This window comes from Roseateles sp. P5_E4 (assembly GCF_054049255.1).
On sequence record NZ_JBFUMS010000008.1, the window covers coordinates 159953 to 173357 of the forward strand.

The window sequence follows — 13405 nt, forward strand, 5'->3', positions numbered from 1 at the left end:
TCCAGTGAAGATAGGCTCTACGAACGTGACCCTGGCTGGATTCGCTACTTTTTTCCTATTGGCATTTGCGTTCTATGCGGCCGTTCAAACCCCTTTAGCGGCCTTCGCCAAACATTGGTTCATCTGCGGGGCGATCGTTCAATATCTATGCAGCTTGCCAATGGAGAAAAGTGCCAAGGCACTGCATGACCACATGAGTGCGATTGGTAAGCCGCTTCCAAAGAGTCGTGACGCCATTTTGGCCGCCGCCAAAGAGAGCCCTCATCTGATTCCAGGATTTCTGCTTGAGAAATACAACCTCTGGCAATCGGTATCCATCTTTCTTGGTGGCGCCTTGCTTTGTTCCATCATCTTGATGGCAATTTCATACTTGAAATTCATTTAGGGACAGGTAAGCAGCGTCGCGAAATACCGCTTCAACGCCTCGATCGCCACCCTCACCTTGGCCGGCTCGCCCTCGCGCTTAGGCGTGACGGCCACCACCGGCATCGGCATGAAGCGCCATTGCGGCAGCAGGCGCACCAAGGTGCCGCGGGACAGCTGAGCCAGCACGTCCGCATAGCCAAGGCGGGCGATACCCAGACCCTGCTCGCACATCTGCTGCAGCGCCACATGGTTGTTGCTGGCGATGCGCACAGGCACCTGCAGGCGTTGGCTCTCGCCACTGGCGCCGTGCAGCAGAAGGGCAATACTCGGCGCGGCGTCGCCGGCGTCCTGCGTCTCGGCGGCCCAGGCCAGCCAGTCGAAACCGGGCAGATCGGCGGGCGTCGCAGGTTGTCCATGGCGCTCGACATAGGCGGGCGCGGCGCACAGCACCATCTCGACCTCGCACAGTGGCCGCGCCAGCCAGTTGGAATCGGCGAGCTGGCCGACGCGCACCGCGATGTCGATGCGGGCGTCGATGAGGTCGATCATGGCGTCGTCCACCAGCAGGCGCAGCCGCAGCTGCGGCGACTGGGCCAGCACCGGCGCCAGGGCCTGGGCGATATGGGCCGCAAAGCCCACCGGTGCGGCGACGCGCAACTCACCGCTGGGCGCATCGCGCGCCTGGGCCAGCGATTCGGCCGCCGCGCGAGCCGCCTCGACGAGGCGCAGGCAATGCGGGTAGCAGCGCTCGCCGGCCTCGGTCAGCGCGAGCTTGCGTGTCGAGCGGTGCAGCAACGTGACGCCCATCTGGCGCTCCAGCGTGCGCAGCGTCTGGCTGACAGCCGAAGCGCTCATGCCCAGACGCCGCCCGGCCGCGCTCATGGAGCCGGCGGCGACCGTTTCGGCAAATACGGCAAAGGGCTTGAGCTCGTCCATCCTTAAGCACCACTTCAAGGTCTTGGCGATTTTTACCGTCTTATCGCCGGATCGTGAAGCCCATATCGTTCATCCATCGCTTTCAATCCTTTGGAGAACCTCATGAACATCGCTCTCATCGGCGCCACCGGATTCGTTGGCACTGCCGTCCTCGCCGAGCTGCTGCAACGCGGCCACCAGGTCACCGCCCTCGTGCGCGACCCCGCCAAGCTGGAAGCGCGCCCGGGGCTGACCGCCGTCGTTGGCGACGCCTACGACGCCAAGGCCGTGGCGGCCACCGTGCGCGACCATGACGCCGTCGTGTCGGCCTTCAACCCAGGCTGGAACGAGGCCGAGCTCTACGACAAGTTCCTGCGCGGCGCGACCGCCATCACGCAGGGCGTGGAAGCCAGCGGCGTCAAGCGCTTGCTCGTCATCGGCGGCGCAGGCAGCCTGTTCGTCGCGCCCGGCGTGCAGCTGGTGGACACGCCGGACTTCGCCAGCCATGTGCCGGCCAACATCGTCCCCGGCGCCCGTGCGGCGCGCGACCACCTGACCGCCCTGCGCGGCAACACCCAGCTGGACTGGACCTTGCTGAGCCCGCCGGCCCTGCTGGCCCCGGGCGAGCGCAGCGGCAACTACCGCGTCGGCGGCGAGCAGCTGCTGATGGCGGGTGACGCCCCCGCCGGCATCACGGTGGCCGACCTGGCCGTGGCCATCGCCGACGAGATCGAGCAGCCGCGCCATCTGCGCGCGCGCTTCACCGTCGCCGCGCCGCTCTGAGGCCGTCAGCGCGGCAGTTGCCGCGCCAGCAGCGCGGCGACCCAATCGATGAAGACCCGCAGCCGTGCGCTGACATGGGGGTTGGGCCGGTAGGCCAGGTACAGCGGCATTGGCGCGAGGCGCCAGTCCTCGAAGACGGGCCGCAGCTCACCGGCGGCGACGTGCGCATCGGCCATGTAGCGCGGCAACCAGAGCAGGCCGATGCCGGCCAGCCCGGCGGCGAGGTAGGCATTGCCGTCGTCCACCGTCAGCGTGGCTCGGCCGGCGACTTCCACGATCTCGTCGCCGTGCGTCATCGCGTACATCAGCGGGCGGCCGGCGCGGGCGCCGCGATAGCCCACGACGCGGTGGTGCGTGCCCTCCAGCTCGCGCGGGTGGGACGGCACGCCGGCGCGCGCCAGGTACGCCGGTGCCGCAAACACGCCGAGCTGCAGCTCGCCGACACGGCGCGCCACGAGCGAAGGGTCGGCCAGCTCGCCGCCACGCACGACGCAGTCCACGTTGTCGCCGATCAAATCCACGAAGCGGTCGCTGACGCCAAGCTCCAATTCCAGCTCCGGATAGCGCGCGTGAAAGCCCGGCAAGGCCGGCACCAGCACCAGCCGCGCCAGCGGGCTGGGCACGTCGACACGCAGGCGCCCGCGCGGCACGCCCGACGCGCCGGCGAGGCTGCTCTCCACCTCGTCCAGCTCGGCCAACAGGCGCACCGCCTGTGCGTAGTAGGCGGCACCGTCGGCGGTGGCTTGCACGCGCCGCGTGCTGCGGTTCAGCAAGCGCACGCGCAGCCGCGCCTCCAGCTCCTGCACCAGCTGGGTCACCCGCGTGCGGCTGAGCTGCAGCGCATCGGCCGCCTTGGTGAAGCTGCCCGCCTCCACCACTCGCACGAACGCCTGCATGGCATCGAAGCGGTCCATCGCGCCCTCCTTGGGTCGCGATTGTCCAATGCGGCAAAACAGTGGTGTCCGCCGCAGCGTCTAGCTCGAAAGAGAGCCGTTGCCTAGAGTGGAGCCATCGTTTTTTTCTGGAGATTGCCATGACCCGACGCGACGTCGTCTTCCCCGCCGGCCGCCAGGCCCTGTACGAGCACAACCGCTATTCACCGGCGGTGCGCGCCAACGGCCTGCTGTTCGTGTCGGGCCAGGTGGGCAGCCGGCCAGATGGTTCACCCGAACCCGACCTCGAGACTCAGGTGCGGCTGGCTTTTGACAACCTCAACGCCGTGCTCGCCGCCGCCGGCTGCAGCTTCGACGACGTGCAAGACGTGACCGTCTACATCGTCGACCCCGAGGCCAACTTCGAGAAGATCTGGGCCATCGTGCCCGAGTATTGGGGCGAAGCGCCCTACCCCACACTGACCGGCATCGGCGTAACCTGGCTGTACGGCTTCAAGTTCGAGATCAAGGTGGTAGCCAAGCTGCCGGAGGCTGCGCAGGCGGTTTAGGCTTGCGCCTTTGCCTACCGTCCGAGCGGCCCATGAACCCCGTCCTCATCGAAGTCCTGCGCGGCAGCACCGTCGACTCCCGCCATGCCGGCGCCCTGGCCATCGTCGACGCCTCGGGCGCCGTGCACACGGCCCTGGGCGATATCGACCGGCCCATCTTCCCGCGCTCGGCGGTCAAGCTGCTGCAGGCCCTGCCGCTGGTGGCCAGCGGCGCGGCCGAGACCTTCGGCCTGACAAATGAAGAATTGGCCCTGGCCTGCGCTTCGCACAGCGGCGAGCCCGAGCATGTGGCGACGGCCGCCGGCGTGCTGGCCAAGTTGGGGCTGACGGCCGACGCGCTGGAATGCGGCACGCAATGGCCCAGCCGCGAGCCGGTGCTGCGCGGCATGGCGACGCGCGGCGAGGTCGCGACGCCGCTGCACAACAACTGCTCGGGCAAGCACAGCGGCTTTGTCTGCGTGGCTTGCCTGATGGCGCGCAATGCTGGCGCCGAGCCGGCCGAATTCGCGCGCGGCTATGTCGCGGCTGAACATCCCGTGATGCGCGAGGTGTCTTCCGCCTTGTCAGCCGCAACGGGCGTGGACGTCGAGCAGGCCCCGCGTGGCATCGACGGCTGCTCCATCCCGACCTTTGCCTTGCCGCTGCGTTCACTGGCACTGGCATTTGCGCGCTGCGGCACCGGCCAGGGGTTGTCCGACGAGAACGCCCGCGCCGCGCGCAGGCTGCGCCAAGCGGCCGCCGTGGCACCCTTCATGGTGGGCGGTACGGACCGTTTCGACACCCGCGTCATGCAAGCCTTCGGCGAGCGCGTCTTTTGCAAGATCGGCGCCGAGGGCGTCTATTGCGCGGCCTTGCCGGAGCTGGGCCTCGGCGTCGCGCTGAAGATCGACGACGGCGCCGCCCGTGCGGTCGAAGCGGCTTTTGCCGCGGTCGCACAAGGCCTGCTGAAGACCGAAGACAAGCTGTTACGCAGCTACAGCCACTTGCAATTGAGCAACTGGCGCGGCATCGACGTCGGCGCGCTACGGCCGGCGCAAGCGCTCACCCAAGCGCTCGCACCTTAGCCCTAGCACTGACCGCTGACCGCCTCAGTGGCGGTCGCGGCGCGGCGGCAGTGCCTGATCGGCGTTGTTGTTGCTGCTCGGCGTATCGGTCGTGGTCGTCGTGGTCGTGCTCGACGTCGTGGTGTCGGTGCTGCTTGGGTAGGCAGGCGTGCTGGGCTGCGTCTGAGCCGGCATGGGCGGTGCGGCGCTGACATCCGTCGCCGGCGAGATCGGTGGCGAGGCCTCGCTGGTCGTTGTCGTGGCAGGCTGCGGCTCGATGCTGGCCACAGGCGCCGCAGGAGCCGGGGTCTCGGCGGGCATCGCTACTGTCGTTGTCGTGTCCACCGGATTGGGCTGGCTCGTCGTGTCCAGCGGATTGGTGGGCGTGGCCTCGGCCAGGGTCGGGGCCGTATCGGCGTCGCGCGACAGGCCGGCGGTTTCATCGCTGGAGCGCGTGGACGCGCAGCCGGCGACACCAATCACCAGGGCGGCCGTCGCCAGCGCAACGGTCGTCGACAAGGGGTTGAATTTCCTGCTCATGATGAACTCTCCAAGGTTGATGAAGCGGTTCACGCTGCCATCACCTGGCAGCGCGGCGCGGCCGACGCCGCCTGTGCAGGCCGGCAAAGACCGTTCCCGTGCCGGAAGCACCCCCTGCCGGCGGAGCCCATCTGATGCCTTGCTTGGCGCGCCGTCAGTCGCCAGTCGATAAGAAACGATACAAAACGCGACCAAGCAAGCGCTTGGTTGGCTTTACAGTCCAGCCCCATGCGTGCTGTGAATCCCCCCTCGTCCGCACCCTTGCCGCCGCGCGAGCGCCTGCTGCGGGAGGCCATGCGCCTGTTCGGCGAACGCGGCTTCGACGCCGTGCCGACGCGGGAGATCTGCGCCGCCGCGGGCGTCAACCCGGGTGCCATCCACTATCACTTCGTTGACAAGGACGGCCTCTACCGCGAGGTGCTGCGCCTGCCGGTGCAAGAGTTGCAGCAACAGCTCACCGGTTTCGATGACCCGGGGCTGGACCTGCACGAGTCCATCCGCCGCTTCCTGCAGCCCTTCCTGTTCGACGATGGCGCCTGCAGCGCCCAGATGTTCTTCCGCGAGATGCAGGCGCCCAGCCCGATCTTCATGCAGACGGTGGCGCAGGAAGTCGGGCCCATCTTCGACCGCTTCGCCCGCCTGCTGGCCCGCCACGCCGGCCTGGACGAGCCGACGGCCGCCATCCACCAGCTCGCCATGGGCCTGCAGGCCATGGCTCACGACTACTCCATGACCCGACCCATGCTGGACGCCTTCCACCCCGAACTGCTGGCCGACGACCCCCTGCTCGAGCACACCTGCGCCCGCCTCGCCGACTGGGGCTGCGCCCTCGTCGCCTACGAACGCGCCAAACATGAAGCCCCTCGTCCAGCCGCACACCGCTGAACGCGGTGCGTCTGACCGGTCCCCCCTGGGGACGGCGATGCCCGCGGCGTTGAGCCGCGAGCACATCGCCAGCGCGGGCCGGCTCGGGAGCGGCCCAGCGCTCGGCCCGGAATACCCCCTCTTCAGGTACCGCGAACACGCAATGGACAACTGAAATGATCCCCCCAAGAAAAATCCTCGCCGCCCCTCTGCTGGCCCTGCTGAGCGCCTGCATGACGGCGCCCACCGCGACGCCGCCGGCCGCCACGGCCATCCCCGCCGCCTGGCGCTCGCCGCTGCCCCACGGCGGCAGTACGGCGGCACTGACCCAATGGTGGGCGGCCTTCGAGGACCCGCAGCTGGCCCGCCTCATCGAGCGCGCCGAGAGCGGCAGCCCGACGCTGGCCCAGGCCGCCGCCCGCCGCCGCCAGGCCGAGGCCAGCGCCACCCAGGCCCGTGCCGCCCTGCTGCCCCAGCTGACGGCCAATGCCCAGGTCCAGCGCGGTCGCAACCTCAACGCCGTCCCCGGCATCAGCAGCCAGGGCAGCGCCCAGTTCAACGCGAGCTGGGAGATCGACCTCTTCGGCGGCCAGCGCGCCGCCGCTGCCGCGGAGAACCTGCAGGCCCAGGCCGCGACGTCGGACTGGCATGCCGCACGCGTCAGCCTCGCTGCGGACGTGGCCCAGGCCTATGTGCAACTGCGCCTGGCCCAGGGCCACGAGGAATCCACGGCGCTGGACACCCGGTTTGCCGAACAGATTGCCGGCTGGGCGCGCGAGCAGCAGAAGGCCGGCCTGATGAGCGCCAGCGACGCGGCCATCCTGAACACCGAACGCGCCGCGGCCTCCGCCGCTCGCAGCCAGTGGCGGGCCGAGGCCCAGATCGCGCTGCAGAGCCTGGCCCTGCTGTGCGGCGAGCAGGCCCAGGCCCTGGCCAAGGAGCTGGCGCCGCCGGCCATCGCCGACGAAAAGTTCGAGCTGCGCCGCAGCCAGCCCAAGGCGCCGGGCTTTGACGTCAGCGCCCTGCCCGCCCAGTTGCTGGCCCAGCGCCCCGACGTCGCCGCCGCCCACCAGCGCTGGCTGGCCGCCACCCAGCAGCAGCGCAGCGTCGAGGCCCAGCGCTGGCCGCAGCTCAGCCTCGGCGCCCTGGCCGGCGAGTCGCGGCTGCGCGTCGGCGGTGCCAGCAGCAGCGCTTCGATGTGGGCCGTCGGCCCATCGTTGAGCCTGCCCTTGTTCGACGGGGGCCAGCGCAAGGCCCGCGCCGAGGGCGCGCAGGCCGCCGCCGACGAAGCCGCCGCGGCCCTGCAAGCCCGTTGGCAGACGGCCGTCGCCGAGGTGGAGGAGGCCCTGCAACGCGTGGCCGCCGGCGCCGAGCGAGAGCGCGAGATCGATGCCGTCAAGCGTGAATGGGAGGGCATCGCCCTGCGTTCCTTCTCCCAGGCCCAGGCCGGCCTGCAGAGCGGCGTGCAGCGCAACACCACTTTCCGCAACGCGCTGGTCGCCTACGACGCCGTGCTCAGCGTGCGCGCCGAGCACGCGCTGGCCTGGATCCGCCTTTACCGCAGCCTGGGTGGCGGCTGGACCGCCGACGCCCCCACGACGAACACGAACACCGCCTCCGCGCGCTGAACGCCATGAAGATCCGCATTCCTTTCCTGACCACCGCACTCACCGTCGCCCTTGCGGCGGCCTTTGTCGCTGCCCTGTCCAGCCCCGCCTTCGCCGCCGACGCCGCCAGCGCGGCGCCCAAGGCGGCGCTGACCGTCAAGCGCGTCGTCGCCCAGGCCGGCACCTGGCCTCAGACCCTCGCCGGCACCGGCTCCATCGCCGCCTGGCAGGAGGTCGTCATCGGCGCCGAGATCGGCGGCCAGCGCCTGGCTGCGCTGCTGGTCGACGTGGGCGACCGCGTCAAGAAGGGCCAGTTGCTGGCCCGCTTGAGCCCCGGCACGCTGGAGACGGATCTCGCCGCCAGCAAGGCCGCGCTGCTGGAGGCCGAGGCCTCGGCGCGTGAGGCGCATCAGACCGCCGAGCGCGTGAAAACGCTGCAGGGCAGCGAGGCGCTGTCGCCCCAGGCCATCGACCAGGCCCTGGCAGCCGACGCGGCCGCGCAGGCCCGCGTGGCTGCGGCCAGGGCGCGCGTGCAGGCCGACCAGCTGCGCCTGTCGTACACGCAGATCACGGCGCCCGATGACGGCGTCATCAACGCCCGCATCGCCACGCCCGGCGCCCTGGTGCAGCCGGGCCAGGAACTGTTCCGCCTGCAACGCCAGGGCCGCCTGGAATGGCGCGCAGAGGTGCCCGGCGCCGAGCTGGCCCAGCTCAAGGTCGGCCAGACGGTGCGTGTGCAGCCCAGCGGCGCTCAGGCCGTGGAAGGCCGCGTCCGCCGCGTCGCGCCGCAGATCGACCCGCAGACCCGCAACGGCCTGGTCTATGTGGACCTGAAGGCCGGCGAGGCTTTGCGTGCTGGCCTGTTCGCCCGCGGCGACTTCGTGCTCGGCGAGAGCCAGGGACTGACGCTGCCGCAGACGGCGGTGCTGCTGCGCGATGGCTTCAGCTATGTCTTCCGCCTCGACGGCAGCAAGGTGCGCGAGCAGAAGGTGCAGCTCGGCCGCCGCGAGGGCAACCGCGTCGAGGTCAAGTCAGGTCTCGCCGCAGGAGCGGCCGTCGTCGAGTCTGGCGTGGGCTTCCTCGCAGACGGTGACACGGTTCGCGTGGCGCAGTAAGGAGACGCCACCATGTTCAACGTCTCCCGCTGGTCCATCGCCAACCCGGTGCCGGCCATCATGTTCTTCATCATGCTGACGGCGGCCGGGCTCTACGGCTTCAAGCAGATGAAGATCCAGCAGTTCCCCGACATCGAACTGCCCACCATCGTCGTCAGCGCCTCGCTGCCAGGCGCAGCACCCGCGCAGATGGAAACCGAGGTCGCCCGCAAGATCGAGAACTCGGTCGCCACGGCCCAGGGCGTCAAGCACATCTACACCAAGGTGCAGGACGGCATCGCCACCGTCACCGTCGAGTACCGCCTCGAGAAGCCGCTGCAGGAAGCCCTGGACGACACCCGCGACGCCGTCGCCAAGGTGCGCGCCGACCTGCCGGCCGATTTGCGTGACCCGGTCATCACCAAGATGAATCTGTCGGGCATGCCCATCCTGACCTACACGGTCTCGAGCAATCGCATGGACGACGAGGCCCTGTCCTGGTTCGTCGACAACCAGGTCACGAAGCGCATGCTGTCGGTGCGCGGCGTGGGCTCGGTGGCCCGCGTCGGCGGCGTCAGCCGCGAGCTGCGCGTGGAGATCGACCCCAGCCGCCTGCTGGCCCTGCGCGTCAGCGCCGCCGATGTGTCGCGCCAGTTGAAGCAGGTGCAGCAGGAGGCTCCCGGCGGCCGTGCGACGCTGGGCGGCTCCGAGCAGTCGCTGCGCACCATCGCCACCGTGCAGACGGCCGCCGAGCTGGCCGCGCTGAGCATCCCGCTGCCGGACGGCCGCCACGTGCGGCTGGACCAGGTCGCTGCCGTGACCGACACCCTGGGCGAGAAACGCGCCGGCGCCTTCCTGAACGGCAAGTCCGTCGTCGGCTTCGAGATCGTGCGCGCCAAGGGGGCCGGTGAGGTCGACGTGGCCGAGCGCATCCGCGCCGCGCTGGAAGAACTCAAGGCCGCCCACCCCGACATCACCGTCACCGAGGCCTTCAACTTCGTCGACCCCGTCATCGAGAACTACGACGGCAGCATGAAGCTGCTGCTGGAAGGCGCGGCGCTGGCCGTGCTGGTGGTCTTCCTGTTCCTGCGCGACTGGCGCGCCACGTTTGTGAGCGCCGTGGCGCTGCCGCTGTCGGCCATTCCGGCCTTCCTCATCATGTACTGGATGGGCTTCACGCTGAACGTCGTGACGCTGCTGTCGCTGTCCCTCGTCATCGGCGTGCTGGTGGACGATGCCATCGTCGAGATCGAGAACATCATGCGCCATCTGACGATGGGCAAGACGCCGCTGGAAGCCGCTCGCGAGGCGGCGGACGAGATCGGCCTCGCCGTCATCGCCACCACCTTCACGCTGATCGCCGTCTTCCTGCCCACCGCCTTCATGAGCGGCGTGGTCGGCAAATTCTTCGTGCAGTTCGGCTGGACGGCCTCTATCGCCGTGTTCTTCTCGCTGGTCGTCGCCCGCATGCTGACGCCGATGATGGCCGCCTACATCCTGAAGGCGCCCAAGAAGGCTCACAAGGAACCGTTCTGGATGGCGACCTACCTGGGCTGGGCGCGCTGGGCCTTCACGCACAAGGGCAAGACCCTGGCCATCGCCGCGGTCTTCGGCGTGGCCGCCTGCACGCCGCTGTTCATGGGCGCCATCCCCGGCGCCTTCATCCCGCCGGACGACCTGAGCCAGACGCAGATCAGCATCGAGCTGCCGCCGGGCAGCACGTATGAGCAGACTGCGGCAATCGCCGAGCAGGCGCGCGCCGCCGCGGCCGCGCACAAGCAGGTCAGGCTGGTCTACACGGCCGTGGGCGGCGGTAGCGCAGGGGGCGACCCGTTCGCGATGAGCGGTGCGGCCGAGGTCCGCAAGGCCACGCTGACGCTGAACCTGACGGCACGCCACGAGCGCCGCGGCATCAGCAAGCAGCAGATCGAGCGCGAACTGCGCGAGAAGCTGGAGAACATCGCCGGCGCCCGCATCAAGGTGACCTTCGGCGGCTCCAACGACAAATACCAGCTCGTGCTGGCCGGCGAGGACGGCGAAGCGCTGGCGGCCCATGCGGCCAAGGTCGAGAAGGAGCTGCGCGCCCTGCCCGGCATCGGCCAGGTGACGAGCAGCTCCAGCCTGCAACGCCCCGAGCTCATCGTGCGCCCCGACGCGGCGCGCGCGGCCGACCTGGGCGTGTCCACCGCGGCGATTGCCGACACGCTGCGCATCGCCACGGCCGGCGACTACGACCAGTTCCTGCCCAAGCTCAACCTCAGCCAGCGCCAGGTGCCCATCGTCGTGCGCCTGCCCGACGCGGCGCGCGCCGACCTGGCCCTGCTCGGCCAGCTGACGGTGCCCGGCACACACGGCCCGGTGCCGCTGCAGCAGGTGGCCGAACTGACGCTGACCAGTGGGCCGGCCCAGATCGACCGCTTCGACCGCCTGCGCAACGTCAACTTCGAGATCGAATTGAACGGCATGCCGCTCAGCGAAGTGCAGGCGGCCGCCGCGGCCCTGCCCAGCATCGCCAACCTGCCACCGGGCGTGAGCAAGGCCGAGATCGGTGACGCCGAGGCCTTTGCCGAACTGGGCCAGGGCTTTGCGCTGGCGATGGGCACGGGCGTGGCCTGCATCTACATCGTGCTGGTGCTGCTCTTCCATGCCTGGGTGCAGCCGGTGACCATCCTGGGCGCCCTGGTGCTGTCCATCCCGGGCGCCATCCTGGCGCTGTTCGTGACCGGCACCGACCTGTCGATGCCGGCCATGATCGGCATGATCATGCTGATGGGCATCGCGACCAAGAACTCCATCCTGCTGGTGGAATACGCCATCGTCGCCCAGCGCGAGCAGGGGCTGACGCGCCTGGAGGCGCTGCTGGATGCCTGCCACAAGCGCGCCCGGCCCATCGTCATGACGACGCTGGCCATGGGCGCAGGCATGATGCCCATCGCGCTGGGCTTCGGCACCGACCCGAGCTTCCGCGCGCCGATGGCCATCGTCGTCATCGGCGGACTGATCACCAGCACCTTCCTGAGCCTGCTGGTGATTCCGGTGCTCTACGAGGTGGTGGACGACTTCATTCAGCGCGTCAGCCGAAAGAAAAAGGCGCAGCCGGAAGGAAAAGAAGGCGCCGTCAGCTCAGCTTGAACACGGCCACTGATTGAGATAAGTCGTCGGCCTGCTGCTGCAGGCTGGCGGCCGCCGCGGCGGATTCTTCGACAAGCGCGGCGTTTTGCTGCGTCATCTGGTCGAGGCTGGCGATGGCCTGGCCGATCTGGCCGATGCCGGTGCTCTGCTCGCCGGTGGCGAGGCTGATCTCTGACACGATGGAGCTGACCCGCGCGATGGCGTCAATGATCTCGTGCATGGTCTGGCCCGCGCGGGCCACCAGTGCGGTGCCGCTGTCCACGCTCTCGCCGCTGCTGAGGATCAGGCCCTTGATCTCCTTGGCGGCCTCGGCCGAGCGCTGGGCCAGCGTGCGCACCTCGCCAGCAACAACGGCAAAGCCACGGCCCTGCTCGCCCGCCCGCGCGGCTTCCACGGCCGCGTTCAGCGCCAGGATATTGGTCTGGAAGGCGATGCCATCAATGACGGAAATGATGTCGCCGATCTTGGTTGACGACGCACTGATGCGGCCCATGGTCTGCACGACCTCGTCCACCACCGCGCCGCCGCGGCGCGCCACCTCGGCGGCGTCCGTGGCCAGCTTGTTGGCCTGGCGCGCGGATTCGGCGTTGTGCGTGACGCTGGCCGTCAACTCCTCCATTGCCGAGGCCGTCTCCTGCAGGTTGGACGCGGCCTGCTCCGTGCGGTTGCTGAGATCCTGGCTGCCGATGGCCACCTCGCGTGAGGCGGTGGCGATGCTGTCGGTGCTGCTGCGCACGCCGGTGACAACCTCGGCCAGCGAGTCCTGCATGCCTTGCACGCCGCGCATCAGCGCGGCGGTCTCATCGCGGCCCTCGGCCCGCACGGGCTGGCTCAGGTCACGACCGGCAATGCGCTGGGCGCTGAGGATGGCGCGGGCCAGGGGCTCCAGGATGGAGCGGATGTTGAAGAAGGTGTAGGTGCCGATGACCAGCACACCGCCAATGATGACCAGCGTCAGGTCCATGCGGATGGCCTTCTCCTGCTGGTCGAGCACCGCAACCTCCTCGGCCGAATGCTTGTCGACCTTCTCGGTCATCTCGGCGAGCGACTTGTCCATCGACCGCACCGTGCCCTTGATCGGCTCCATCGCCTGATTGGCCGCCGCGGTGTCGCTGAATTCGCCCTTGGCCACGCGCTCGGCAATGCCGTTGAAGCCGCTGCGGTAGTCCTGCAACAGCTTGATGAGCTCGGCCGGCATCTGCTTGACGTCGGGCGCGATGTCCAGCTTGGCGACCTTGTTCAGACTGGTAGAAACCTTCTCATAGGTTTCGCCCCATTCCTTGCGGTAGCGCTCGACGGCCTTGGCGTCCGCAAGGTTGATGAGCAAGTCCTTCTCGTAGCGCCGCAGGTTGCCGACGCCGGCGCGTATGTGGGCCAGTTGAGTCAGAGACTCGACGTCGTTGTCGAGGTAGTGAACGAACTTCGCCTTGGCCAGCGACAGGCTCCACAGCCCGTGCAGGCCGATCACCAGCATCGCCGCGATGGCGAGGCCCGCCAGTGCATAGAGCCGCGCCTTGATCGTGAAATTGCTGAGCTTCATCGCCACTCCTCACCACGAACGCAAGCCGCAACGGGCGGCACCGTCGTCCCTCGCAGCCGCAGCCTGTCGACCCAGGAATG

General features: G+C 69.0%; 12 protein-coding genes. 8 read left to right on the plus strand and 4 right to left on the minus strand.

The window, feature by feature from the left end:
• The first annotated feature begins 25 nt into the window (after window positions 1-25).
• Entirely contained in the window at window positions 26-385 is a 360-nt protein-coding gene (locus ACXJLH_RS16865) for a hypothetical protein (RefSeq protein WP_457445408.1), read from the plus strand.
• On the opposite strand, the gene ACXJLH_RS16870 is transcribed toward ACXJLH_RS16865, so the two are convergent.
• A complete protein-coding gene (locus tag ACXJLH_RS16870; RefSeq protein WP_457445409.1) occupies window positions 382-1302 on the minus strand; it encodes a LysR family transcriptional regulator in 921 nt (306 codons plus the stop codon). The two genes, ACXJLH_RS16865 and ACXJLH_RS16870, sit on opposite strands and share 4 nt — an antisense overlap.
• Window positions 1303-1404: 102 nt before the next feature.
• Between ACXJLH_RS16870 and ACXJLH_RS16875 the strand changes: the two genes are divergently transcribed.
• Window positions 1405-2064 carry an NAD(P)-dependent oxidoreductase gene (locus ACXJLH_RS16875; RefSeq protein ID WP_457445411.1) on the plus strand — a complete coding sequence of 220 codons (660 nt, stop codon included), beginning with the start codon at window positions 1405-1407 and terminating at the stop codon, window positions 2062-2064.
• A 5-nt stretch (window positions 2065-2069) separates the two neighbouring features.
• Here ACXJLH_RS16875 and ACXJLH_RS16880 read toward each other — a convergent pair whose 3' ends face one another.
• A complete protein-coding gene (locus ACXJLH_RS16880) occupies window positions 2070-2978 on the minus strand; it encodes a LysR substrate-binding domain-containing protein (RefSeq protein WP_457445413.1) in 909 nt (302 codons plus the stop codon).
• A gap of 119 nt (window positions 2979-3097) precedes the next feature.
• Here ACXJLH_RS16880 and ACXJLH_RS16885 point away from each other — a divergent pair, with 119 nt between their 5' ends.
• Together ACXJLH_RS16885 and ACXJLH_RS16890 are read left to right on the plus strand one after the other, a co-directional pair.
• A complete protein-coding gene (locus ACXJLH_RS16885) occupies window positions 3098-3505 on the plus strand; it encodes a RidA family protein (protein ID WP_457445415.1) in 408 nt (135 codons plus the stop codon).
• Between the two features lie 32 nt (window positions 3506-3537).
• Window positions 3538-4569: an asparaginase gene (locus ACXJLH_RS16890; protein WP_457445416.1), complete on the plus strand. Its 1032-nt coding sequence runs from the start codon at window positions 3538-3540 to the stop codon at window positions 4567-4569.
• Between the two features lie 24 nt (window positions 4570-4593).
• On the opposite strand, the gene ACXJLH_RS16895 is transcribed toward ACXJLH_RS16890, so the two are convergent.
• Window positions 4594-5088, minus strand: a complete 495-nt coding sequence (locus ACXJLH_RS16895) for a hypothetical protein (protein ID WP_457445418.1) — start codon at window positions 5086-5088, stop codon at window positions 4594-4596.
• Between the two features lie 228 nt (window positions 5089-5316).
• On the opposite strand from ACXJLH_RS16895, the gene ACXJLH_RS16900 reads away from it, so the two are divergent.
• The 4 genes from ACXJLH_RS16900 (at window position 5317) to ACXJLH_RS16915 (ending at window position 11785) form a co-directional block, all read left to right on the plus strand.
• Window positions 5317-5973, plus strand: coding sequence for a TetR/AcrR family transcriptional regulator (locus ACXJLH_RS16900; RefSeq protein ID WP_457445420.1), 657 nt, complete (start codon window positions 5317-5319; stop codon window positions 5971-5973).
• Window positions 5974-6128: 155 nt separating this feature from the next.
• Window positions 6129-7580, plus strand: coding sequence for an efflux transporter outer membrane subunit (locus ACXJLH_RS16905; RefSeq protein ID WP_457445422.1), 1452 nt, complete (start codon window positions 6129-6131; stop codon window positions 7578-7580).
• Window positions 7581-7585: 5 nt separating this feature from the next.
• Complete coding sequence (locus tag ACXJLH_RS16910) at window positions 7586-8674, plus strand: efflux RND transporter periplasmic adaptor subunit (RefSeq protein WP_457445424.1); 1089 nt, start codon at window positions 7586-7588, stop codon at window positions 8672-8674.
• Window positions 8675-8686: 12 nt separating this feature from the next.
• Complete coding sequence (locus tag ACXJLH_RS16915) at window positions 8687-11785, plus strand: efflux RND transporter permease subunit (RefSeq protein WP_457445426.1); 3099 nt, start codon at window positions 8687-8689, stop codon at window positions 11783-11785.
• On the opposite strand, the gene ACXJLH_RS16920 is transcribed toward ACXJLH_RS16915, so the two are convergent.
• Complete coding sequence (locus tag ACXJLH_RS16920; RefSeq protein ID WP_056204025.1) at window positions 11772-13325, minus strand: methyl-accepting chemotaxis protein; 1554 nt, start codon at window positions 13323-13325, stop codon at window positions 11772-11774. The genes ACXJLH_RS16915 and ACXJLH_RS16920 overlap by 14 nt on opposite strands.
• Between the last annotated feature and the right edge of the window lie 80 nt (window positions 13326-13405).